We start from the raw sequence: 22,802 nt of genomic DNA, 5'->3' as shown, positions 1-22,802 counted from the left end.
GCCGGGGTCCAATTGGGAAAGCCAAGGTAACGACGCACAGCGCTGATGAGCGAGGTCCCTCAATTGGGCCCCGGCCTTCGCCGGGGTGGTGGGTAAGTTGATCCTTCCCCTCGCGCGGGAGAGGATCAACTTCGAAGCTTAAAGCCCCACTACACCCCCATCGGTCTTGGTGATCACGATCGTCGAGGATCGCGGCCGCGAGGGAGTCGTCACCGCACCGGCCTGGTTGGCAGGCCAGCTGCTCGTAATGTTGGTCGGCCCGCCATTCTCGCCGGGATGCTGAATGTTCACGAACAGCGACCGACCATCCGGCGTCGTATGGATACCGGTGATCTCACACTCCTTCGGCCCGACCAGGAAGCGACGCAGTGCCGCCCCCGGTGCCTTGCCAATCCGTGTCGTCACCGAGCCGCTGGTCGCACCGATCGTGTTCGTCACCGTCCACGTGCCGCCATCGTTGACGATCCCCGGCACTGAGGCGAGCAGCATGCAGTTCGTGACGTCGGTGTATGCGCCGTCATCCGTCTCGATCCACATCACCGGCGCGATCGTTCCCGATGCGTTGCTCGGCAGGCCGAACCACAGCCCGTCCGGCGACGAGAAGTCGTTAGTCGCATCTAGGCCCGACAGGTTGATGTTGGTCGCATCCAGATCGGAACCCGCACCGAACGCGTAGATATCCCACGCGAAAGTCAGCGCCTCCGACGTATCGCCGGTCTCGCGCAGGCGGATGATATGCCCGTTCGCATTGCCCGTGGTCGAGCCCGTCGGAGTCTTCGGATCAACATAGGCGCGCGGGTTGGGCGCATCCGTCGTCGCCACGGTCCGCGACGAGTTGTTGGTCAGCGTGCAATACATCTCGCCGGTCGCCGGGTTCACCGCGGTCCACTCGGGGCGATCCATCCGAGTCGCCCCCAGCGCATCGGCAGCCAGGCGCGTGTTTATCAGCACGTCGACCTGGCTGGCGAACGGGTAGGCGACATTGGCGGAAGTCAGCGGACCCTGCCCGAACACCAGCGGCATCCACTGACCGCTCCCATCGCTGGCGAACTTGGCGACGTAAAGCGTTCCGGCATCGAGGTATTTGTCACCTACCGCCAACCGATTGGCCGCCGTAGCATCGGCCGCTGCCCAAGGCGTAGCCGACACGAATTTATATATATATTCGTTCTGCGCATCGTCTCCCATGTAGAACGCCGGCTTCACGCCAGCGATCGTCCGGCCGATCTGGCAGCCCTCATGGTTCATGCGGCCTAGCGCGGTACGCTTGCGGGGCGTCGAGGCGGAATCGAACGGATCGATTTCGACCACCCAGCCATATTGAAAGATCTCGTTGCGAAAATCGCCGGTCCCGTCGACGGGGGCGCCGGCCTGCGCGGTGATGTTCCAGCGCGCGTAAGCGGTGTTGCTCGTGGCGGCAGGCGTCACCGTCGACCACCCGTAATTGCCGCCGGTGTTGCTCTCGGCCTTGCCGTAGCGGGCGAGGGAAGTGTTCGCTTTCACCCCAACCGGGCCGCTTGCCACACGGCGCACGCCGTCGCCGACTTCCCGCTTGAAATAGCCCACCCAGTTCTCCTCATTGGTGAGGTACGTGTGCCAAGGCATTGTACCGTTGGCACAATTGTTGATCGTACCGCGACCCGCGGTGGCGTCCGGCGAATATTTCGTCTTGAGGCTGTCGGCGCCGCGCACCGGTCCCGAAAAGCTCATCGGAGTCAGCGGCGTGATCCGGCGGTTGAACGACGAGGTCGTGACATAGCTCCAGGCAGAAGCCCGACTGACCTCGATCACGGACACGCCGTGGCATTCCATCTCCTTCAACGCCTCGGCCTCGGGACGCACGCCGCCGGTGTTGGTAGCGCCATTCGGGTGGAGATACGCCTGCGTGATGTTCTCGTGGTTCAGCACGAGCAGCCCGCGCGTGTTGCCGTTCGCATCGGGCGTACCGCTCGCGGACAGGCCGAAATAGCTCATGCCGTCATGATGATCGCCCGCCCGCTTCGAGAAGGTCGCATCGGTGCCGTCATTGGCATAGGCGGCGACGCCGCTGCCGATGGGATCGCCGAGCCGGTACAGAACCGTGACCGCATATCCGGTCGGTACTGCAACGATATCGGCCAGGCTCTTGGCAACAGCAGTGAAGCCCAGCGATGCGGCACCGACCGTCACACTGGTCGTCGCGGTCACTGAACTATTGGCAGAGACCGCGGTGAACAGAAAGCTCAACACCGTGCCTACTGCGGCGCCTGGCACGACGAAGGTGGCAACCGTCGTCGTCGCGCCCGCCAGCGTTACCGCCGGCCCGGCGGTCTGGGTCCAGCTGACGCTGTCGACCTGGCCGATTGCCGCGCCGGTCAGCGTCGCGACCCGTCCGGCGGACGAGCTGCCGCTCGCCATCGCCGTCACTTTGACAGGGCTCGCGCCACTGTCGTCGTCATCGCCGCACCCGGTCAGAAGCATCCCGCCGAACACGGCAGCGGCGGTTGCAGACATACCGCCCATCAACGTCTGGCGCCGCGAATAGCGGGCGTCGATCAGGTCGTTCAGATGCGGATTGGCGGTAGGGTTGGTATCGATATCGCCGTCGGTATAGATGGTCTCGAACGTCATGCTGTTTCCCCCCGGGGATGAGAATTCGGTGTCGTATCAATGCGTGCGAATCAGAACTTCGCGCCCAGTTCGACGCCGTAGAAGCGTGGTTCGCCGGCGATGTAGGTCGGGATGCCGAAACCGCCGCCGGTGTTGCCCGCGTCGATCAGATAGCGCTTGTTGGTCGCGTTCCGGACGAAGCCGCCGACGCTGTACTTGCCGCCGCCAAGCTCGAGCCCGGCGCGCAGATTGACCAGCGTATAGCCAGGCGTGCTGATCGCGGGGTTGTTCGGCAGTTCGAAGAACACCTTCGTTTTGTAGGTGATGGTCGGCGTCGCGTAGAGCGTCGCGCCGCCAACCGGCAGACGCAGCATTGCGCCGCCCGATGCCGTGGTCTTCGGTTGGAGGCGGAACTGATTGCCGGCAAACACGCCGTTGGCAGCCTCGTCGCCGATGCCGCCGTCGATGTAGGCGAACGTCCCGAATACAGAGAGATACGAAGCAAGCTTTAGATTGCCCTCGAGCTCGACGCCGAGGTTCTTGGCCGACCCTGCACTCTGCGTCGTCGTGACGCCGTTGGCGGTCACCGACACCTGGAAGCCATCATAGGTCTGGTAGAACACCGACGCCGCACCGCTGAACGGTCCGACCCGACCCTTGATGCCACCCTCGTAGTTCCAGACATTCTCCTGCGGCACGACCTGGAGATTGGGGCCGACGCCGAACGCGGTGCGCTGGGCTGCAAGCTGGACCACCGGCGAACGGCGTCCCTTGCTGATCGTCGCGTACAAATTAACGTCGTCGGCCACCTTCAACAGCGCATTGAAGCGCGGCAGGATCGCCGTGAAGCTCTTCTCCGCGACGAACTTGTTGCCGTTGGTGTTGGCCGTCCCGAGCAGGCTCGACTGGATACCGAGTGCCGCCAGGATGACCGAGTTCGGCTGGACCGACGAATAGCCCGATTGGCGATCCTCGATCAGGATGCGCGCGCCTGCGGTCAGTTCGAGGGCCGGCACCGGGATGTAGGTCGCGTCGGCGAACACCGAATAGGTGTCGTTGTTGCCGAAGTTGGTGAACACCGACGAATACGGGATTGCCGTCGCACGGCCGCCGGTCAGGACCGATGTTGCGCGGGTGGCAGGGATCGTACCGTTGGCAGCGACGCAGTTGGTCCCGGTAGGGATGCCGGCGCCGTTGAGCGCGGCGCGGATCGGTGCGTAGGCGGCGGCGACCGAGCAGGCGAGGTACGTGCCCTCTTCAGTCGCGAAAGGCACCCGCTGGAAACCATTCTCGAAGAACGCATTCCAGCCAACCGAAGCGCGATATTTCGGGCCTTCGAACGCGAACCGGCTCTCATGGCTCCACTGGTCGCCCTTCGCGTCCTCCGCGAATTCCAGATACGCGGCGGGACCGCCATCCGCATCGAAGATCTCCAGTGCATCGAACCGGCGATAGCCGTTGACGGTGGTGAAGGTGATTCCCGGCGACAGGTCAGCGCTGATCGTCAGGTTCGCGTCATAGACGTTGCGCGTCAGGCCCAGCTTGCGCGCGCCCAGCAATTGGAGGCTATACGGCGAGCCCGAGAGTTCGGCATATCCGTAATCGCCAGTCTGCCCGCCCGTTGGAGCGTGCGCGCGGCTTTTGAACGCCGTGCCGGGATTGCGCTGGCCGTCATAGGTCAGCACGAGGTCGGCGGTGATCGTGTCGCTCGGCTTGAAGCGCAGCGAACCGCGGACGCCGCGCTGGTCCTGGCCGTTCAAATCGTCCTGGTCGACGAGACCCTGGTTCTGGTTGGGGACGTTCGCATCGCCGGCGATGTTGCGGACATAGCCCTTGCGATATTTATACGCGAAGGCGAGGCGTCCGGAGAGCGTCTCGTTGCCGGCGTTGACGAAACCCGATACCTGCGTGCGGTCGAAGTTGCCGTACGACGCGTCGATCGCGCCCGAGAAACCGGGCTGCGGCTTGGCCGAGATCACGCTGATCGCGCCGACCGCCGCTGCGGTGCCGAACAGGGTTGCCTGCGGGCCCTTCACGACCTCGATGCGCTCCAGATCGTACAGATCCTGCCACGCGCCACGCGACCGGCTGATATCGATGCCGTTATAATACAGCGTGACGCGCGCGCCCTGCTGCGACGAACCATTGTCCGAAGTGATGCCGCGGATCACGAAGCCGGGGTTGTTCGCGCTCTGCTCCTGGACCTGGAGACCGGGAATGAAGGCGGCGACCTCGTCGAGTTCGGACACGCCGATCGACGCCATGCGCGCGCCGGTCAGCGCGGTGACGGTGATCGGTACGTCGGCGATCCGCTGTTCGCGCTTCTGCGCGGTGACGACGATCTCGTCTTCGGGCGTATCGGTGTTCAGTGCGGCCTGCGTGATGGCCTGGCCGAGTGCGGCCTGGGCGAGTGCTGCGGTCGAGCAGGTCGTGACGAGCGTCGCAATTGCGAGCCGCGTGAAGATGCGTGTCATTGTGTCCCCCGTGTCGTTGGGGAGGCACTAGGCGGAGCGGGTTACGTTTCCATGGCGTATACGTGAAACGAACATGACGGTTCCGTCATCGCGCTGTCACGCCGGTTACGCCGGACTGTCGCGGAGTGCGGCTAGCAGGCGGGCGACACCCGCTTGAAAGACCGCTCATGACGATCAACCGCCGCGATGCTCTGAAAAATGCCCTGAAACTCGCCGGATCTGGCGCGACGCTTGTATTGCCGGCGGTTGCGGCGCAGGCGGCGGGACTGGCCAAGGCCCGCTTCGATCACGGCGTGGCGAGCGGCGATCCGTCGGTCGACGGCGCGATCCTCTGGACCCGGGCGACACCGGCCGATGTCACCCAAGCGGGCGACATCGCGTTGACCTGGCATGTCGCCGAGACAGACGCCGGCAAGCCGATCCGGTCCGGCAGCGTCAAGGCGCGCGCCGCGCGGGACTTCACCGCAAAGGTCGAGGCGACAGGTCTCCAGCCGGGGCGCGACTATCGATACTGGTTCGACGCCGCCGACGGCACCCGCTCGCCGGTCGGCCGGTTCCAGACCCTGCCACGCGGCAAGGTCGCCGACGTGGTCATGGCCGTCGTGTCGTGCCAATTATACGCCGGCGGGCTGTTCAACGCCTATGATGCCATCGCCAAGCTCGATCGGCTCGATGCGGTGCTCCACCTCGGCGACTATATCTATGAATATGGTGCCGAGGGGTATGGCGCCGATATCGCGAAGAAGATCGGTCGCCTGGTCGAGCCGCGGCACGAGATCGTCAGCCTCGCCGACTACCGGATGCGGCATGCGCAGGTGAAGCGCGACGTCGACATGCAGGCCGCGCACGCGCGCGCCGCGTTCATCTGCGTCTGGGACGATCACGAAGTCGCCAACGACGACTGGATGCACGGCGCGGAGAACCATGACCCGAAGACCGAAGGCGACTGGGATGCGCGCAAGGCAGCCGCGATGCAGGCGTATTTCGAATGGATGCCGATCCGCGACCCGAAGCCCGGTCAGCCCTGGGCTGCAATCAACCGCAGCTTCGATTTTGGCGATCTCGCCACGCTGGTCATGGTCGAGACGCGGTTGCTCGCACGGAGCGAGCAGGTCGCGGCGAAGGGGGAGGGCATCGCTCCCGCCGAATACGCGCCGATGATGGCCGAACGCGCGCGCGCAGACCGGGAACTGCTGGGTCCGGCGCAGCTCGCCTGGGTGGAAAAGACGATGGCGACGTCGGTAGCAGCAGGCAAGCCGTGGCAGGTTCTCGGCAATCAGGTCGTGATGGCCAAGGTCGCCGGCCCCGATTTCGAGAAGCAACTGGGACCGGTCCGCTATGCCGCGATGATGGCGAAGCTGCCTGCGCAATGGCGCTCGCGGCTCGAGACCGGAATGGCATCATACCGTGCCGGGCTGCCGTTCAATTTCGATAGCTGGGACGGTTATCCGCCCGCGCGAGAGCGCCTGTACGCCGCATTCCAGCGCGCCAAGTCGCGGCCGATCGTCCTGTCGGGCGATAGCCATGCGGCGTGGGCCAACGATTTGCACGACGATACCGGCCGCCTGGTCGCGGTCGAGTTCGGCTGCACCGCCATCACCAGTCCGTCTTACGGATCGCTGTTGCCGGGGATCGGCACGTTGATTGCAGAGGCGAACAAGGGGGAAGTCCGGTTCTGTGATCAGGACGCCAAGGGGTACACGCTGCTGACGCTCACGCCCGAACACGCGATCGCCGACTTCCGGACTGTCTCGACGATCATCGCGAAGCCCTACACGCAAGCGACCGCGATACGGTTTCGCGCACGGGCGGATCGCCTAGACACACCCTTGGAAGCGATTGCATAACGGCGCTACCGGATCGGCCAATCGGCCGGTCCGGGGCTTCAACCGACGACGCGTCGCGCGTCCGAGATCGGCTGAGTATTGCCGGCAAATGATAGTTTGGCCGCGACAAAGCTCAATCGCCTGTCAATTCCCATTGAGTAGGGGGATATTCACTGTCCGGAACGGAGGTGAAGATGCGGCGAAGCGCTTCTAAGACGACGATCGAGTGGCCGACGGTCGCCCTGGCGGGCGCAGTCTATGGCGGTTGGCTGGGTGTCACGGCCTGGCACGACGCCATCCCGGTGCCGTTGCTCGTACTGCTCGGCGGATGGTTGATCGCCTGGCAGGGGTCACTGCAGCATGAAACGATCCACGGACATCCGACCCGCTTCCGCGCGCTGAACGACGCGATCGGGTTTGCGCCCTTGTCACTCTGGCTGCCCTATCGCCTCTATCGCCGCAGCCACGTCGCGCATCACGGCGCGCCGGTCATCACCGATCCGGACCATGACCCCGAGTCTCGCTACCGTGCGCAGGCCGGCGGTTTGATCAGGAAGATAGGCGCGCTTCAGTCGACCCTGTTCGGCCAGATGCTCTTCGGTCCCGCCATCTCGGTCCTGCGGTTTGTGTTCGGCGAACTGCACCGCTCGATTTTGGAACCCAGGCAGGTCGCCCGGGACTGGGTGCCGCATCTGCTCGGCGTCGCGCTGGTCATCGCGTGGCTCGATCATTTCGGCGTCGGCATAGCGCGCTATGTGCTGTGCTTCGTGTATCCCGGTATGGCCCTGACGATGGTGCGTTCCTATGCCGAACACCGTGCCGACCTCTCGAGCCCCGGGCGGGCGGCAAGCGTCGAGCACGCCGGGCCGCTCGGGCTTTTGTACCTTAACAACAACCTTCACGCCGCCCATCACGAGCGTCCGTCCCTCGCATGGTATGCTCTGCCGCGGTACCACGCGGCGAACCGCGCGCGCTTCATTGCAGCCGGCGCACCGATCTATCGCGGCTACGCCGAGATCGTCCGACGGTTCGCGTTCGCAGCGCATGACGACGTGGTTCACCCGCTACATCGCCAGAGCCAGCCATGACCGCGCGCATTGCCTCGCTCGGCATGTACGATCATCCCGCGCAGCACGCCGCGAACGACCAGCTTTGGGCGGCGGTCGCCCGCACCCTTCGGGGCTGCGGGGTGACGAACGTTCCCGACCGACTGGACCGGACCCGCGACGTCGATGCGATCTGGCACGATCCCGGCCTGCTGTTCGGACAGGCCTGCGGCTATCCGCTCGTCGTCGATGGAACGCTCGCGCTGCAAGTGCTGGGGTTCCCGGTCTACGATACGGGCGGCTCGGACACGCAAGCGCACGGTAGCGTCTTGATCGCCCGCACCGACGACGAGCGCGCTTCGATCCGCGATTTTCGCGGTGGCGTCGCCGCTGTCAACGATCGTCGATCGAACACGGGCATGAACCTGTTCCGCGCCGCCATCGCGCCAGTCGCCGGGCAAGGCCCATTTTTTGCCGACGTCGTCGACACCGGTTCACACCGTGCCAGCCTCGAGGCGATCGCTTCGGGCGCGGCCGACCTGGCGGCGATCGACCGCGTTACCTACGCCGCGGTCGCACGGTTCGAACCAGATCTGGCTGCCGGAGTCAGGATCGTCGCGTACAGCCTGCCATCGCCGACCCTGCCGTTCGTCACCGCAGCCGGAACCGACACAGAAACTGTGGCGGCGCTTCACGTCGCACTCGGCCAGATCTTTGCGGACCCGAACTTGGCGGACGCGCGCGACACGCTGTTCCTGACGGGCATGACCACCGCCACGCCGACGTCATTGTCCCCGACATCGAGACTGGAAGCCGACGCGATCCGCGCCGGCTACCCGCAACTCCGCTGACGTGTCGAAGGATATGACCATGGCCCACGCTGCCGACGGCATCGATCTGGCGACCACCATCGAAGAGCTCCGCGGGGCCCGCGTCGCGTGGCGGAAGGGGACCGACGGCCGCCTCAGCGTCGAGCGGTTTCCCTCGCTCGCGGAGACGGGACGCGCCGTCGACGATCTCGTCGCAGCGCTGTTTCCCGGTCGTCTCGGGATGTTCTCCGGGTCGATCGAACAGGAGGATGTCTTCGTCGAGACGCGTCTGCGCGAGGCGTTGTCGAGACTGCAGCGGCAGGTCGAAAGCGAGTTCGCCTATTGGCAGGAAGAGGCGGTACTAGCGTTCGACGTCAGTCACGCGGCGATGATCATCGGTTTGTTCTGCGCGGAACTCGGACCGATCCGCGAACTGGTCGACGACGACGTCAGGGCGGCTTTCCTGGGCGATCCGGCAGCCCGCAGCACCGACGAGATCCTCATCTGCTACCCCGGAATCGTCGCCATATTATACCACCGGATCGCCCATGCGCTGTACGGCCTGGGTGCGCTGATCGTCGCGCGGATCATCTCCGAGCTCGCGAACAATCGCACCGGGATCGACATCCATCCCGGCGCCACCATCGGTCGCAGCTTCTTCATCGATCACGGCACCGGTGTCGTGATCGGCGAGACCGCGATCATCGGCGACCGGGTGCAACTCTATCAACACGTCACGCTCGGCGCCCGCAGTCCGCTCGGCGTGACCCACGTCTCGGCGCGCGAACGCCTCGCGCGGCATCCGATCATCGAGGACGACGTGGTGATCTATGCGGGCGCGACGATCCTCGGCCGCGTGACGATCGGGCAGGGTGCCACGATCGGCGGCAATGTCTGGCTGCTGGAGGACGTACCGGCGGGCAGCGTGGTGGCGCAACCTGTCGCGACGATCCTGGCCGGATTCGCGGCCGACCAGTTGCATGAAACGTTGCGCGGACGCGCTGCATGAGGCGCTTCGCCTGCTGCCGGGACGAGGGGGGACCGATAAAGCCGGTCATCGGCGTGCTGTGCTGCAACGAGATCGCGGACCGGCCGATCCAGGCGGTCGCGACGCGGTTCGTGGAGCCGCTGGTCCGGTATGCCGGCGCAACGGTCCTGCTGGTGCCCGCGGTAGCGGATGCGATGGATACGCGCGCGCTGGCCGCTCGGCTCGACGGGCTGCTGCTGACCGGGTCTCGGTCGAACGTAGCCGGCGCTCGGTACGGCAAGGCCGATGCGACGGACGACGCGCTCGACCTTGATCGCGACACGGTTGCGCTCGAACTCGCGGGTCGGATGATCGAGGCAGGGCGGCCCGTCTTTGGTATCTGTCGCGGTTTGCAGGAGTTGAATGTGCTGTTCGGCGGAACGCTGACAGATTCTCTGGAGGATGGTCATCATCGCTCGACCGACGACGAAACCGCATATGAAACACTGTTCGACCATGTCCACGACGTCACCTTGCGGCCCGGCGGCCTGCTCGCGACTGCTACGGCGCGGCAGAGCCTATCGGTGACGTCGGTCCATCGCCAGGGCATCGCGCGGCTCGGCAGCGGCCTTCGCGTCGAGGCTGAGGCGCTTGCCGATGGCCTGATCGAGGCATTCTCGGCAAGACCTTGCGGCGGCGACGTTCTGGCCGTGCAATGGCACCCCGAATGGGACGTCACGGCAAGCCCGTCGAGCCAGGCGTTCTTTTCGCTCATAGGTCAATCACTAGGCTCGCGTCCGCCGCGGTGATTCTGGGTCCGCTCTACGGCTGGACCGACGTCCGTACCGCACATTCGTTGCTATTAAATCATAGCGCTAAGATAGGGTATTGCGTTTCGCAATCGCGCTCGGTAGCTTTCGGTTCCAGGATCAGTGTCGCACTATGCGTCCGTAATTCTGCACTAGTCATCACGGAGACCATTCGATGAAGAAGATCACGATCGTGCCAATGATTGCAGTCATGGCCCTTGGCCTGGCCGCATGCTCCAAGCCGGCAGCAACGTCGAATTCTGTCGACATCGAGACGAACACGGTCGTCGAGGATACTGACGCGAATTTGTCGGCAGTCGATGGGATCGAGACGAGCAACTCGGACGATCTGGTGAATTCGGCCGAACTGAATAGCAGCGGCAACGCATTCTAATCGGATGATGACAGTTTCGGCGTAGCGTATCGCGGCTCTCGTGATTCCATGCTAAGCAGTCATAATTATGGCGGCGTGTTCCATTCGATGATGGGACACGCCGCCATTTTTAATTCAGCCGCTGCTTACGTGGAAGTGCATAAACACTGAAATGTTTGATCGTGTTTTACACTCGGCTCAACGCCAACACTTCAAAATTCTATTCCCATTCGTTGAGTATGCATTAGAAGGGGGCAACGTCGAGGCGAAGTGAAGCTCCCTAGACGGAACCTCGTGGCCCGGTGGCGTCCCTCCGCCGGGCCACTTTTCTTGTACGGCGTCTTTCAGCCGCCAGAGCGTGACGACACCGAACGTGTCGGCGACGCCATTGCTCACCCGTCGTTCAGGCCGCCCGTCCTGAAAGCACGGGCAGTTTGCGTCAGGACTTGCGCGACGTGGCCGTGTTGGACTGTCGCCTGCGCCAGAAGCGGATTGCCCCCGATACGCCGGCGATCACCACCGCAAGGATCGCGACGCCAGCGAGTTTGTGTTTCGGCATTATACTGTGGACCGCATCGAGCAACGTATCGCCGAACAGATACCCGATGCCGGTAAACAGGACGCCCCAGACGGCAGCCGCGACCGCATTCAGCAACAGGAAGGTCCGGGCCGGAACGTGCGACGTGCCGATCGCGATCGGACTGACCGTGCGCAGGCCGTACAGGAAGCGAAATCCGAGGATGAAGATCGTCGGATGACGTTCGAGCGTATCGAGCGCCTTTGCGAAGGCGGGCTTTGCCGCAATCTTGCGGACGCGTGCCGTATCGCGGTACCGCCGTCCGGCGAGAAAGAAGACCTGGTCGGCGGCGAACGATCCACCGACGGCAGCGGCGGCCGTACCCCAAAGCGGCAGGAGATGCTGGTGGGCAAGAACGCCGCCAGTAACGACGGCGGTCTCACCCTCCAGACCCGCACCGAGAAAGATCGCGGCGAGGCCATATTGCGCGATAAGCGTTTCGATCGACATCGCCGCGCCTTGCCGCAGCATCGCAGACTTCGCCAGCGATGTTTACCGGCCCAGATAATCCATTTTGCCGATTGGCCCGCCGCGCATCCGCAGCACTGCGTACGCGGTCGTCAGGTGAAAGTAGAAATTGGGCAGCACGAAACCCAGCACATAGCTTTGTGCCGTGAATTCAAACGTCTGGCTGGGGGTGACCAGCGTGACCGGTGCGCCCTCCCTCCCGTCGATCGCGTCGCGCGGCACCCCGTCGAGGAATGCGAGGGTCGCCGCGATGCGTTACTGAAGCTCGGCGAAACTGGTCTCTTCGTCCGCCATCGATACAGTGGGGACGCCGCCGATACGCACCATCGCGCCTTTCGCCGTGTCACTGCCGCGCTGGACCTGTGCGGTCAGCGGCGCCATGTCTTCGATCAGGCGAGACCCGAGCAGGTCGGCTTCGCTGATACCCTGGTCCCGGGCATAGGTCTCTCCGATCGTGAGGATCGCCGAAAGACTGGCGAAACCGCGACGAAAGGCGGGAACGGTGAGATCGTAGAGACTGGTCATGCGCCTTAGCCTAGGCGCGCGATACCGACCGGTCGAGGAGGAACGCGCGCAGTTGATTCCAAGCGGGTTGTTTGGCCGTCAGGCCGATCGTGTGCAGCGGACTGCTCGACGGCAGTGCGACGACCGCCGGCCCCCGAAAGTCTTTTCCCAACAGTTTCAGGCCCTGTTTCAGCGCGGTTCCGCCATTGAACGCTACGGCCCGAAGCGAGGGCAGTCGATCGATCAGCGTCGCGATATCGTTTCCCGCGATGTCGACTATCGCTGCGTCGCTGCTGCCGGGGCGCCGCGCGGATCCGATGACGTCCCACAACGCCACGCCGGCCGCACGCAACGCCGCCAGCCGCTGTTCATACGCTAGCGTTGCCAGGTCGACAGCGACGACGGGCGTCATGAGCCGCCAGAATTGGTTCTGCGGATGTGCATAATATTGGTGAGCTGCTAGCGAACGGTCACCGGGAAGGCTACCCAGCACCAGCACCCGTGCATCGGGATCGGCGATCGGGGGAAAAGAGTGCTTGAGCGGCATCTGGGTCCTTATTTGCCTGTCTGGTCGTGGCGTCGATATCGCGGTGCCAAGGAGGCCCAGGCCGCCACAAGACTATGCGATCGAACTGTTCTATCCTATCATCGACGCAATTCGTCACGCTATACGCGTAGGCTTGATCGACAGAAGGATGCCGGGTTGGCACAGGACGGACAATTGCCGGCGCTTGCCGGAACGGGCATCGTTGGCATGGACGATATTCTCAACGGCGGACTTACCCCCGACCGCATGTATCTGGTGGAGGGAACGCCGGGCACGGGCAAGACGACGCTGGGCCTCGGCTTCCTGCTCGCCGGCGCAGCGGTCGGTGAAACCGGACTGTATATTACGCTCGCGGAAACCGAGATTGAGTTGCGCGCGGTAGCAGCGACCCACGGCTGGTCGCTCGACCCGCTCAACCTGTTCGAGATGGTGCCGGCCGACGGCCTGGGCGAAGATCACGAACAGACCTTGCTCCATCCCAGCGAAGTCGAGCTGGGCGAGACCATCCGCGACGTGATGGACAAGGTCGATGAACTGCGTCCGAGGCGGGTCGTGATCGACAGCCTCTCCGAACTCCGCCTGCTCGCGCAGAGCCCGATCCGCTACCGTCGGCAGATCCTCGCGCTCAAGCACTTCTTCTCGACGCGTGCCTGCACGGTGCTGTTCCTCGACGACAAGAGCGGATCCGGCAGCGACCTCCAGCTGCACAGCATCGCGCACGGCGTGATCTCGCTCGAACAGACATTGTCGGGGTTCGGCGCGCAACGCAGGCGCCTGCATGTCGTGAAGATGCGCGGTGTGCGCTACCGCGGCGGCTACCATGATTTCGAGATCGAACGGGGTGGCCTCTCGGTCTACCCTCGGCTGGTCGCGTCCGAACACGCGACGCCTTATTCGGACGATGCGGTTTCGACCGGATCGTCCGAGCTCGACACGTTGCTCGGCGGAGGACTGATCCCTGGAACGGCGACGTTGCTGACCGGCCCTGCCGGCGTTGGCAAGACCACCGCCTCGGTCCAGTCGATGATCGCGGCGTTGAAGCGTGGCGAGCGGGCGGCGTATTTCCTGTTCGACGAGCGGTTGCCGACACTGCTCAAGCGGAGCGCATCGCTAAGCATGGACCTGACGCCTTTCGTCGAGAACGGGCAACTCGAACTGCGCGCGATCGACCCGGCCGAGATGTCGCCTGGCGAATTCTCCGGCGCGGTGCGTGCCGCGGTCGAGGATCACGGGGCGAAGGTCGTCGTGATCGACAGCTTGAACGCTTATCTCCAGGCGATGCCCAACGAGCAGTTCCTGATCCTGCAGATGCACGAGATGCTGACGTATCTGGGCCAGAAGGGGATCGTCAGCCTGTTGATCCTGGGTCTTCACGGCATCACTGGCGAAGTCCGGTCGGACGTTGACCTGAGCTATCTGTCGGACACGATCGTCCAGCTTCGCTATTTCGAAGCGCACGGCGAAGTGCGGCAGGCGATTTCCGTCATCAAGACGCGCACGGCACGGCACGAACGCACGATCCGGGAGTTTCAGATCGGTAGCAACGGATTGCTGGTCGGCGAACCCTTACGCGAATTCCAGGGTGTGCTGACCGGAGTCCCGACATTCTCCGGCGAAGGAAAGACGTTGATGGCCAGTCGAATGGGAATGCGGGACATTCGCGACTGATATGGAGGATCGTGTCCTGATCCTTGCGCCACGCGGCCGCGACGCGGTGATAGCCTCGGACTTGCTGAGCCGGAATGCCGTCGCGGCGATGATATGTCGCGATCAGGATGACCTCCTCGCAGAGCTTGGCAAAGGGGCTGGCGCGGTCCTGCTGACCGAGGAGGCGCTGACGACCGATGAGCCATCTGCGCTGGCCGATTGGGTCGCCGCACAGCCGAACTGGGCGGACATCCCCTTCGTCGTTCTCGCTAACGGGACGAAGACCCCGCGCACGGTACGCGCGTCGCAGCGGCTCGGCGACCTCGGCAACGTGTTGTTGCTGGAACGGCCGCTGCACGCCGAGGCGATGCTGGGCGCGGTTCGTTCCGCACTGGCCGCCCGACGGCGTCAGTATGAGCTGCGCGATGTTGCCGTCACGCTGGAGCGCGCCGTGCTCGACCGGACCGCAGAGTTGCGATCCGCACGGGAAAGCCTGGAGATCGCGCTCGAAGCTGCCGGGATGGGCAGCTGGGATATCGACCTCGCGACCGGGGAAACCCGCCGCACGCTTCGCCATGACGCCATATACGGCTACCCGGAAGGGCGCGCCGACTGGAACATGGACGTCTTCACCAGCCATATCGACGTCAAGCAGCGGGCAAACGTCGTGCGGGCGATGAACGACGCGACGCGGACGGGCGCGCTCGACATCGAGTTTCGGATCGACGCAGCTGACGGGCAATCGCGCTGGCTCGTCGCCAAGGGCCGCGTTCGGTACGACGATACCGGCAAGGCGGCGCGGATGACCGGCGTCATCTCCGACGTCACCGATCGCAAGGAAGCCGACGCACAACTCGCCCAGGCGCAGAAGATGGATGCGATCGGCCAGCTTACCGGCGGGGTCGCGCATGATTTCAACAATTTGCTGACTCCCATCGTCGGCAGTCTCGACCTGCTCCGTCGGCGCCACAAGGACGACGAGCGCACGCAGCGGATGATTGGTGGCGCGCTCCAGGCAGCGGAGAGGGCGGCGACGCTCACCCAGCGATTGCTAGCGTTCGCGCGGCGGCAGGCGCTGCAGCCCAAGGCCGTCGATATCGGTGCGCTTATCGACGGGCTGGTCGATCTGATGCGACGCTCGCTCGGGCCCTCGATCGCCGTCACGATTGAGATCCCGCGTCATTTGTCCTCGGCGCGGGTCGATCCCAACCAACTCGAGCTCGCGCTGCTCAATCTCGCGATCAACGCGCGCGACGCGATGCCCGGTGGCGGCAAACTGACGTTGTCGGTGAGCGAAGTCGTCGTCGACGAGCGCAACCTGATCGGTCTCGCACCGGATCGCTATATCCGCATCGTCTCGATCGATACCGGCGTCGGCATGGATCGCGCGACACTGGCGCGCGCGACCGAGCCGTTCTTCTCGACCAAGGGCGTCGGCAAGGGCACTGGCCTTGGCCTGTCGATGGTCCACGGGCTCGCCGCCCAATCGGGTGGTACGCTCCGGCTGACCAGCGAGCCGGGTGCCGGAACGAGTGTCGAGCTGTGGTTGCCCGCGACCGAGGAAGCGGCGGCCGACACCATCGAGAATGCTGCCGAACCAGTCATCGCGCGGCGTGCGGCCAAGGTGCTGCTGGTCGACGACGAGGATCTCGTGCGGGCGGCGACCGCCGACATGTTGCGCGATATCGGCTATATCGTGGTCGAGATGGCGTCTGCCAGCCAGGCCTTGTCGGCGATCCGCTCCGGCGTGGAAGCCGACATCCTCGTCAGCGATTATCTCATGCCCGGCATGACCGGCGGTCAACTGATCAGCGAAATCTGGGCGTCGGGAACCCGTATCCCCGCGCTTCTCGTCACCGGCTATGCCGCGGCAGGCGAGGACGTTCCGGACGGCGTGGTCCGGCTTTCCAAGCCGTTCCGCCAGACCGACCTCGCTGCACGCGTCGACGAACTGCTTCGCCAGTCGCCGCCAGCCCGTCCGAAGCTGCGCGCGGTAGACTAAGGTCGGACCGGGCGGATATCGCCCGGTCCGACCCGACGGTCTGCGTCAGAAGCCCTTCTTCAACGATACGAAGAATTGCCGCGGTGCGCCTGCCAACAGCGTCTGATTGTCGCCGCTTGCCGTGAAGCCGTTCGACCCGATCGTCGAAATGTACTTCTTGTTGGTCAGGTTGGTGACGTTACCTTCGATCGCCACGCCGTGCAGCACGCCTTCCCCGTCGAACCGGTAGCCGATGCTGGCATCGACCAGAACGCGAGCGGGCACCGACTGGTCGTTCAGATAGGTGAAGTAGCGTTTGCTCATATAGTCCGCGCCGACCCGGCCGGTGAACCCCGACTGTTCGAGCACGATCTCGCCTTTGACCATGTGCTTGGGCGTATCGACGACCGTGTCACCCTTGCTGACCTGGAGCTTGCCGGCCGCATCGGTGACCGTGTCCTGATATTCCGCATTGGTATAGGAATAGCTCGCAAACAGCGAGAGTGGGCGGAACACGCGGTAATTGGCGGAGACTTCCGCGCCGTAGGTACGCACGCTGCCGGCATTGTTAAGCGTCGGCGCGTTGCCGAGGATGCCGACCCCGTTCGCAAACGCGAGCAGGCGGTTCGAGAAGTCGACGTAATAGCCGACCGCCGATGCCTGGAACGGCCCGCTGTGCAACCGCACGCCGCCTTCCGCCGTCTTCGAGCGCTCCGGCTTGAGGCGGCCGAGTACGGCATTGAAGCCGGCCTGGTTCGCCGCGAACGGGCCGGTCGTCGCCGAGGAGACGAAGGCCCGCATGTTCTCGGTATAGTCGGCAAAGATCTCAGCCGCCGGCGCCAGTTTGAACAGGATGCCGGCCTGAGGCTGGAACCAGTCCTTTGCCGAAATCCGTCCAACCGCGAGCGGAGACGTCGTATCCGGCAACATCGTCGCACGGTTGACGACGTAGGCGCCTTTCCAACCGGCATTGATGACCAGCCGGTCGTCCATCAATTTCAGTGAATCCTCGACGTGATACTGCATCGTATCGGTCGCGTATTTGCCGTGCCATTGCGTCGCATACGGGTTCTTCTGGAATTCCAGGACGTCGCGGTTCGGCGTTGCGCTGTCGGTCATCCCGTAAAATCGACGCGCTTGCGTGAAGGTGTTCGTCTCCAGCCAGCCGCCGATCTCGAAGGTATTCGCACCCGTTTCATAGGCAAGGTTGCTGAGCGCACCACCGCGCTTAATGCTGTATTCCGTCGTCCGGAAACTCAGCGGGCTCTTAGCCGTGATCGCGCTGCCATCCTGGTTCAGCGCGCCGGCCGGGGTCAGCGAATAGGGCGTGATCCACGAGCCTTGGCCCTTGTTGTCATGATAATAGCCGGTCGTGACCATCGTCAGTTCAGGCGTCAGGTTCGCGTTCAGCGTGACGCCGCCGAGATAATCCTGCCGCACGCCGCCGGCATCGAAATAAGCATCGTCGACCGTTCCGAACCCGGCCGGGAAGGTCGTGCCGACATTGGCCCATGGCCGTGCAGCGCCGCCCGCGACGGCCGCCTGGTTCTGGTAGGTCTTGGCGATCTGCAGCGCGAGCGGGTAGTTGTCGGCGATGTTGTCGTTGCGCAGGCCGCGGCGACGGATGATGTCGTAGCTCAGATCCTGATAATCCTGCTCGCGCCGGTCGGAGAAGTTCAGGAACGCGGACAGGCTACCCAGCGTGCCGAGATCCTTGACGATCTTGCCGTTCGCCTGGTGCTGCCGCTGGACGCCGTCGCCCTTCCACTTGTCCGTGGTGAGGTAGCCGTAGCTGAGAGAGCCCTTTAATCCGCCGCCGAGATCGCCGCTGTCGAGGCGAGCATAACCGCGATACGTGTTGTCCGAGCCATAGGTGCCGCCACCGGTCACCGTCAGCATGTCCCGCGGCTTGTCGCTGAAGAACTGGATCGTGCCGCCGAGATTGCTGGTCGACGCGGTGCCGAGCGCGCCCGCACCCTGCGCGACTTCGGTCCGCGCCACGTTCTCGGAGATGATCGCGCGGCTGATGTGCAGGCCGTTGACGTTGCCGTAGCTCATGTCACCGAGCGGAACCCCGTCGAGCGTGAAGCCGAGCTGGTTCTGGTTGAACCCGCGCAACGAGATCCGCACCGCCCATTCATACGCGCCGAACGGGTCGGACGCCTGGAAATTGACCCCTGGCAACTTCTCGATCGCCTTCAGGGGGCTCGATCCGGGCGTGAGACGCGCCAGATCGACCGCGCTGACGCTCTGCACCTGGCGGCTCTGGCCGAAGCCGAGCACGACGATGTCGGATCCGGCGCCGGTGTCATCCGGAACAGCGTCGACCGCCGGTGAGACCGGGGCTGCGTCGGGCAGCGATTGGGCGGCGGCGGGCACTGCGAGCGCGGTGAGCGCGACGCCGGTCAGCAGCGACGAGATGATGTGCATGGAGCCCCTTTGCAGCGCGCGATTGCGCTGCGGTGCACATTGCCGCTCGAGGTTACGCCGCGGCGTCAGTTCCAAGACGATTGCGAGACGTTCGTCTTAATCGCCTTAAAGCGTATCCCGTGCGCCACACTGCCGGCGCGGATCAGCGCATCATCCGCGCGATCGTCTTCGCGGCCGCAGCACCATAAGGCGGCTTCAACCCCGCAAGCTTGGCAACGTCCAAGCGCGATTGTTTATAGACAGCGCGCGTGTGGCTGAACGTGCGGAAGCCGTCGATGCCGTGGTACGCGCCCATGCCTGACGGGCCGCTGCCGCCGAAGGGCAGATCTTCCATCGAGACGTGGAAGATCACATCGTCGAGCGTCACGCCGCCCGAGATCGTCCGATCGAGCACGCGCCGACGTTCCGCGTCGTCGTTGCCGAAATAATAGAGCCCGAGCGGCCGGTCGCGGCGGTTTACCTGCGCGATCGCGTCGTCGATCCCGTCGTAGCGGCGGATCGGCAGGACCGGGCCGAAGATCTCCTCCTGCATCACGATCATGTCATCGGTCGCGTCGCGAACGATGTGCAGCGGCATCTTTCGCGAATTCGCGCTGGCGAAGTCCTCGTTGGCGGGGTTCACGACCTCGACCGTCGCGCCCTTGGCTTTCGCATCGGCAATCCAGTCGGTGAGGCGCTGGTGGTGGCGGTCGTTGACGACCGAGGTGTAGTCGGCGTTGGCGAGCAGGGTCGGGTACATCGCGCTGGCCGCCGCCTTGATGCCATCGACGACCTCGGCCTCGTTCGCGGAGGGGACGAGCAGGTAATCGGGCGCCAGGCAGATCTGCCCCGCGTTCATCATCTTGCCGAGCGTCACGCGTTCGGTCGCGCGCGCGATATCCGCCGATGCGCCAAGGATGACGGGCGACTTGCCACCGAGTTCGAGCGTGACCGGAGTGAGGTTGTCGGCGGCGGCGTGGAGGATGTGGCGACCGATCGCGGTCGCGCCGGTGAACACGAGATGGTCGAACGGGAGCGCGGAGAAGTCCTTGCCAACATCTGCGCCGCCGGTGACGATCGCAAGCTCGTCCTGCGCGAAATATTTGCGGGCGAGTTCGGCGAACAGCGCGGCGGTCGCGGGCGTGTATTCGCTGGTCTTCGCCATCGCACGATTGCCGGCGGCCAACACGCCCGCGAGCGGCGCCATCAGCAGGTTCACGGGGAAATTCCACGGCGCGATGATGCCGATCACGCCCTTGGGCTGGAATTCGACCCACGCCTTCGCGCCGAGCAAACCGAGCGGGAATTGGACCGGGCGGCGCTCGCGTTTCATCCAGCGGTCAAGATGCTTGGCGGCATGCGCAACCGGCGCGAGCGAGGCGCCGATATCGGTGATCATCGTCTGCTCGCGACTGCGGTGCCCGAAATCCTCCGACACCGCGTCGCAGAACCGTGCGGCATTGTCCCGCACCATCGCCGCGGCGCGCTTCAGTCGATCGAGGCGCACCGCCCTGGTGACGGGCAGCTCGGCCATGAACGCATCGCGCTGGGCGGCGAGGATCGTCTGCATATCGGTCATTGGATGTCCTTCAAGGCACGAGCACGATCTTGCCGACATGCTCGGAGACCGCCATTGCGGCGAACGCCTCCCGCCATTCGGCTAGGCGGTATATGGCATGGACGCGGGGGCGAAGGCGACCCTCAGCCGCCATCGTCCAGACCGCGTCGAGGTTTTCCGCACCGCGTCGGGGGAAGCGGCGGGCATATTCGCCGGCGCGGACGCCGGTGACCGAGAAACCCTTGATCAGCGCGATGTTGGTCGGGAGGGTCGCGATGCGGCCGGAGGTGAATCCAACGACCAGTACGCGTCCGCCGAATGCCGTGCAGCGCGTGGACTCGTCGAACACGTCGCCGCCGACCGGGTCGACGACGATATCCGCGCCGCCGCCGGTGAGATCGCGGACGGCGTCCCGAAAGCCGGGCGCGGGCAGGGTGGCGGCGGGTGAATAGGTGTCGGCAAGAACCTGCAACTTGTTCGCCGAGCGCGAGGTGGCGATCACGCGCGCGCCGAGTGCCTGCGCCAGATCGACCGTGGCAAGCCCGACCCCGCCGGTCGCGCCGTGGACCAGCACCCAGTCGTCGGTTGCCAGCGCGCCCAGCCGGACCAGCGCGACATAGGCGGTGAGGTAGGCAACGCCGATCGATGCCGCGTGCGCATAGTCGAGGCGGGCAGGGATCGCGCGTGCAAGGCTCGTATCGCAGGCGACGATCTCCGCGAATGCACCAAGTCGCGTACCGCAGACGACCCGGTCTCCAGCCACAAACCCGCTGGCCGGCTCCGCCTCGATCACGTCGCCCGCGACTTCCATGCCGGGCACGAACGGCAAGGACGGTTTCAGCTGATACGCACCGCGCGTCATCAGCAGATCGGGGTAGTTCAGCGACGCCGCGCGCATCCGGACGAGCATCTGGCCGGGCGAGCGCCGGGGCTCGGCGACATCGTCGAGCGCTACCCCGGACAGGTCCGGCGACAAGCCAGAAACGCGCACCGCCCTCACGCGCCGACCGGCAAGTCCCGGAACGCCTGATCCTTGTCGACGCGGATTTCGCCGGGCAGGCCGAGGACGCGTTCGGCGATGATGTTCTTGAGGATCTCGTCGGTCCCGCCGGCGATGCGGAGGCCCGGCGACCACATCGTCGCGGCGTGGAAAGCGCCCTTGAGCGGCGTCAGGGCAGGGTCCGCGATGATGCCGTATTGATCGCCCGCCTCCACTGCGGTGTTGCCGATATCCTGCAACTGGTTGGCGGCGACGATCTTGCCGATCGAGCTTTCCGGGCCCGGCGCCTGTCCCTTCGACAACGCGGTCATCGTCCGCATCCGGGTATTGCGCAGGCCCTCGGACTGCACCCACCAGTCGGCAAGGCGTTGGCGGAAGGCAGGGTCCTTCAGCAGCGGACCGTCCGCGCCATTGGCCTGGCCTGCAAAGGCGAGGATGTCCTCGGGCCCGACACCGCCGCTCGTGCCGACCGCGAGACGTTCGTTCATCAGCGTGAACAGCGCGACCTTCCACCCGCCGTCGACGGGCCCAAGGCGCTGCGCATCCGCGAGGCGGACGTCGTTGAACCAGACTTCGTTGAAGTTCGAGCCGCCGGACATCTGGTGGATCGGCCGGATCTCGATCCCCGGCGCCTTCAGGTCGAGCCAGAACATCGTCAGGCCCTGATGCTTCGGCACGTCGGGGTTGGTGCGGACCAGGACGATGCCGTAATCGCTGTAGTGTGCGCCAGAGGTCCAGACCTTTTGGCCGTTGATGATCCAGTCGTCGCCGTCCCGCACCGCTCGCGTACGGATCGCGGCGACGTCGGAACCGCCCGCGGGTTCGGAGAACAGTTGCGACCAGATTTCGTCGCCGCGGACTGCCGGGCCGACGAAGCGCTGCTTGGTCGCGTCGTCGGCGAACCCCATCACGGTCGGCACGCACATGCCGAGGCCGATCGTGAAATAGCTGCCGTCGACCGCGTGCTTTGCTTCTTCCTGCCCGAAGATCACGCTTTCGATCGGTGTGCCGCCGCCTCCACCCCATTCCTTCGGCCAGGTAATGCACGCATAGCCGCCCGCCGCCTTGCGTGCCTGCCAAGCCTTTGCCCTGATCATGTCGTCGTCATAGTGGCCGGCGTCGTGCTCGGCGATGTTGGCGTCCAGCCAGTCGCGCGCGGCGGCGCGATAGGTTGCCTCTTCGTCGCTGTCCTTAAAATCCATGTACTGCTCCGATTGG

The 22,802-nt window shown here is 64.7% G+C and carries 16 protein-coding genes and 1 pseudogene; 8 read left to right on the top strand and 9 right to left on the bottom strand.

From position 1 onward, the window contains the following. Positions 1 to 138: 138 nt before the first annotated feature. Both SJY41_RS05015 and SJY41_RS05010 read right to left on the bottom strand, forming a co-directional pair. On the bottom strand, positions 139 to 2,610 hold the full coding sequence (locus SJY41_RS05015) for an alkaline phosphatase PhoX (RefSeq protein ID WP_380779594.1): 2,472 nt from the start codon (positions 2,608 to 2,610) through the stop codon (positions 139 to 141). Between the two features lie 50 nt (positions 2,611 to 2,660). Continuing rightward, a complete protein-coding gene (locus SJY41_RS05010; RefSeq protein WP_380779592.1) occupies positions 2,661 to 5,063 on the bottom strand; it encodes a TonB-dependent receptor in 2,403 nt (800 codons plus the stop codon). 167 nt (positions 5,064 to 5,230) lie between these two features. Between SJY41_RS05010 and SJY41_RS05005 the strand changes: the two genes are divergently transcribed. The 6 genes from SJY41_RS05005 to SJY41_RS04980 all read left to right on the top strand — a co-directional run bounded on the left by SJY41_RS05005 (position 5,231) and on the right by SJY41_RS04980 (position 10,914). After that, positions 5,231 to 6,910 (top strand): alkaline phosphatase D family protein, encoded by a 1,680-nt coding sequence (locus SJY41_RS05005; RefSeq protein WP_380779590.1) that lies wholly within the window; start codon positions 5,231 to 5,233, stop codon positions 6,908 to 6,910. Between the two features lie 173 nt (positions 6,911 to 7,083). Then, positions 7,084 to 7,977: a fatty acid desaturase gene (locus SJY41_RS05000; protein WP_380779589.1), complete on the top strand. Its 894-nt coding sequence runs from the start codon at positions 7,084 to 7,086 to the stop codon at positions 7,975 to 7,977. After that, complete coding sequence (locus SJY41_RS04995) at positions 7,974 to 8,786, top strand: phosphate/phosphite/phosphonate ABC transporter substrate-binding protein (RefSeq protein ID WP_380779587.1); 813 nt, start codon at positions 7,974 to 7,976, stop codon at positions 8,784 to 8,786. The genes SJY41_RS05000 and SJY41_RS04995 overlap by 4 nt, the downstream gene beginning before the upstream one ends. 19 nt (positions 8,787 to 8,805) lie before the next feature. Beyond that, the gene (epsC, locus tag SJY41_RS04990) at positions 8,806 to 9,753 is read left to right on the top strand and encodes a serine O-acetyltransferase EpsC (protein WP_380779585.1); all 948 of its coding nucleotides are present in this window, start codon (positions 8,806 to 8,808) and stop codon (positions 9,751 to 9,753) included. Next, entirely contained in the window at positions 9,750 to 10,520 is a 771-nt protein-coding gene (locus SJY41_RS04985; protein WP_380779583.1) for a gamma-glutamyl-gamma-aminobutyrate hydrolase family protein, read from the top strand. Before epsC ends, SJY41_RS04985 begins: the two co-directional genes overlap by 4 nt. Positions 10,521 to 10,695: 175 nt before the next feature. Then, positions 10,696 to 10,914 (top strand): hypothetical protein, encoded by a 219-nt coding sequence (locus SJY41_RS04980; RefSeq protein ID WP_380779581.1) that lies wholly within the window; start codon positions 10,696 to 10,698, stop codon positions 10,912 to 10,914. 418 nt (positions 10,915 to 11,332) lie between these two features. Here the strand turns inward: SJY41_RS04980 and SJY41_RS04975 are convergent, their stop codons facing one another. The 3 genes and pseudogenes from SJY41_RS04975 to SJY41_RS04965 form a co-directional block, all read right to left on the bottom strand. Further along, positions 11,333 to 11,920, bottom strand: coding sequence for a DedA family protein (locus tag SJY41_RS04975; RefSeq protein WP_380779579.1), 588 nt, complete (start codon positions 11,918 to 11,920; stop codon positions 11,333 to 11,335). Positions 11,921 to 11,962: 42 nt separating this feature from the next. Then, a pseudogene (locus SJY41_RS04970) lies at positions 11,963 to 12,463 on the bottom strand (DUF1993 family protein). Between the two features lie 10 nt (positions 12,464 to 12,473). Continuing rightward, the gene (locus SJY41_RS04965; protein WP_380779577.1) at positions 12,474 to 12,989 is read right to left on the bottom strand and encodes a DNA-deoxyinosine glycosylase; all 516 of its coding nucleotides are present in this window, start codon (positions 12,987 to 12,989) and stop codon (positions 12,474 to 12,476) included. Between the two features lie 156 nt (positions 12,990 to 13,145). Between SJY41_RS04965 and SJY41_RS04960 the strand changes: the two genes are divergently transcribed. Then, complete coding sequence (locus SJY41_RS04960) at positions 13,146 to 14,657, top strand: ATPase domain-containing protein (RefSeq protein ID WP_380779576.1); 1,512 nt, start codon at positions 13,146 to 13,148, stop codon at positions 14,655 to 14,657. A 1-nt stretch (position 14,658) separates the two neighbouring features. Beyond that, the gene (locus SJY41_RS04955; RefSeq protein WP_380779574.1) at positions 14,659 to 16,638 is read left to right on the top strand and encodes an ATP-binding protein; all 1,980 of its coding nucleotides are present in this window, start codon (positions 14,659 to 14,661) and stop codon (positions 16,636 to 16,638) included. 45 nt (positions 16,639 to 16,683) lie between these two features. On the opposite strand, the gene SJY41_RS04950 is transcribed toward SJY41_RS04955, so the two are convergent. The 4 genes from SJY41_RS04950 to SJY41_RS04935 all read right to left on the bottom strand — a co-directional run bounded on the left by SJY41_RS04950 (position 16,684) and on the right by SJY41_RS04935 (position 22,786). After that, a complete protein-coding gene (locus tag SJY41_RS04950) occupies positions 16,684 to 19,047 on the bottom strand; it encodes a TonB-dependent receptor (RefSeq protein ID WP_380779573.1) in 2,364 nt (787 codons plus the stop codon). A gap of 142 nt (positions 19,048 to 19,189) precedes the next feature. Next, on the bottom strand, positions 19,190 to 20,596 hold the full coding sequence (locus SJY41_RS04945) for a coniferyl aldehyde dehydrogenase (protein ID WP_380784063.1): 1,407 nt from the start codon (positions 20,594 to 20,596) through the stop codon (positions 19,190 to 19,192). A gap of 19 nt (positions 20,597 to 20,615) precedes the next feature. Then, positions 20,616 to 21,575, bottom strand: a complete 960-nt coding sequence (locus SJY41_RS04940) for an NADPH:quinone oxidoreductase family protein (protein ID WP_380779571.1) — start codon at positions 21,573 to 21,575, stop codon at positions 20,616 to 20,618. A gap of 5 nt (positions 21,576 to 21,580) precedes the next feature. Continuing rightward, positions 21,581 to 22,786 carry an acyl-CoA dehydrogenase family protein gene (locus SJY41_RS04935; RefSeq protein ID WP_380779569.1) on the bottom strand — a complete coding sequence of 402 codons (1,206 nt, stop codon included), beginning with the start codon at positions 22,784 to 22,786 and terminating at the stop codon, positions 21,581 to 21,583. Positions 22,787 to 22,802: the final 16 nt, after the last annotated feature.

Source organism: Sphingomonas sp. R86520, assembly GCF_042466285.1.
GTDB lineage: Bacteria > Pseudomonadota > Alphaproteobacteria > Sphingomonadales > Sphingomonadaceae > Sphingomonas.
This window is presented reverse-complemented; position numbering and strand designations above follow the sequence as displayed.

Coding starts and splice junctions, on each gene's coding strand:
- SJY41_RS05015 (WP_380779594.1), bottom strand. CDS start 2,610: ATGACGTTCGAGACCATCTATACCGACGGCGATATCGATACCAACCCT.
- SJY41_RS04980 (WP_380779581.1), top strand. CDS start 10,696: ATGAAGAAGATCACGATCGTGCCAATGATTGCAGTCATGGCCCTTGGC.
- SJY41_RS04935 (WP_380779569.1), bottom strand. CDS start 22,786: ATGGATTTTAAGGACAGCGACGAAGAGGCAACCTATCGCGCCGCCGCG.
- SJY41_RS04995 (WP_380779587.1), top strand. CDS start 7,974: ATGACCGCGCGCATTGCCTCGCTCGGCATGTACGATCATCCCGCGCAG.
- SJY41_RS04965 (WP_380779577.1), bottom strand. CDS start 12,989: ATGCCGCTCAAGCACTCTTTTCCCCCGATCGCCGATCCCGATGCACGG.
- SJY41_RS04950 (WP_380779573.1), bottom strand. CDS start 19,047: ATGCACATCATCTCGTCGCTGCTGACCGGCGTCGCGCTCACCGCGCTC.
- SJY41_RS04945 (WP_380784063.1), bottom strand. CDS start 20,596: ATGCAGACGATCCTCGCCGCCCAGCGCGATGCGTTCATGGCCGAGCTG.
- epsC (WP_380779585.1), top strand. CDS start 8,806: ATGGCCCACGCTGCCGACGGCATCGATCTGGCGACCACCATCGAAGAG.
- SJY41_RS04985 (WP_380779583.1), top strand. CDS start 9,750: ATGAGGCGCTTCGCCTGCTGCCGGGACGAGGGGGGACCGATAAAGCCG.
- SJY41_RS05010 (WP_380779592.1), bottom strand. CDS start 5,063: ATGACACGCATCTTCACGCGGCTCGCAATTGCGACGCTCGTCACGACC.
- SJY41_RS04955 (WP_380779574.1), top strand. CDS start 14,659: ATGGAGGATCGTGTCCTGATCCTTGCGCCACGCGGCCGCGACGCGGTG.
- SJY41_RS04975 (WP_380779579.1), bottom strand. CDS start 11,920: ATGTCGATCGAAACGCTTATCGCGCAATATGGCCTCGCCGCGATCTTT.
- SJY41_RS05000 (WP_380779589.1), top strand. CDS start 7,084: ATGCGGCGAAGCGCTTCTAAGACGACGATCGAGTGGCCGACGGTCGCC.
- SJY41_RS05005 (WP_380779590.1), top strand. CDS start 5,231: ATGACGATCAACCGCCGCGATGCTCTGAAAAATGCCCTGAAACTCGCC.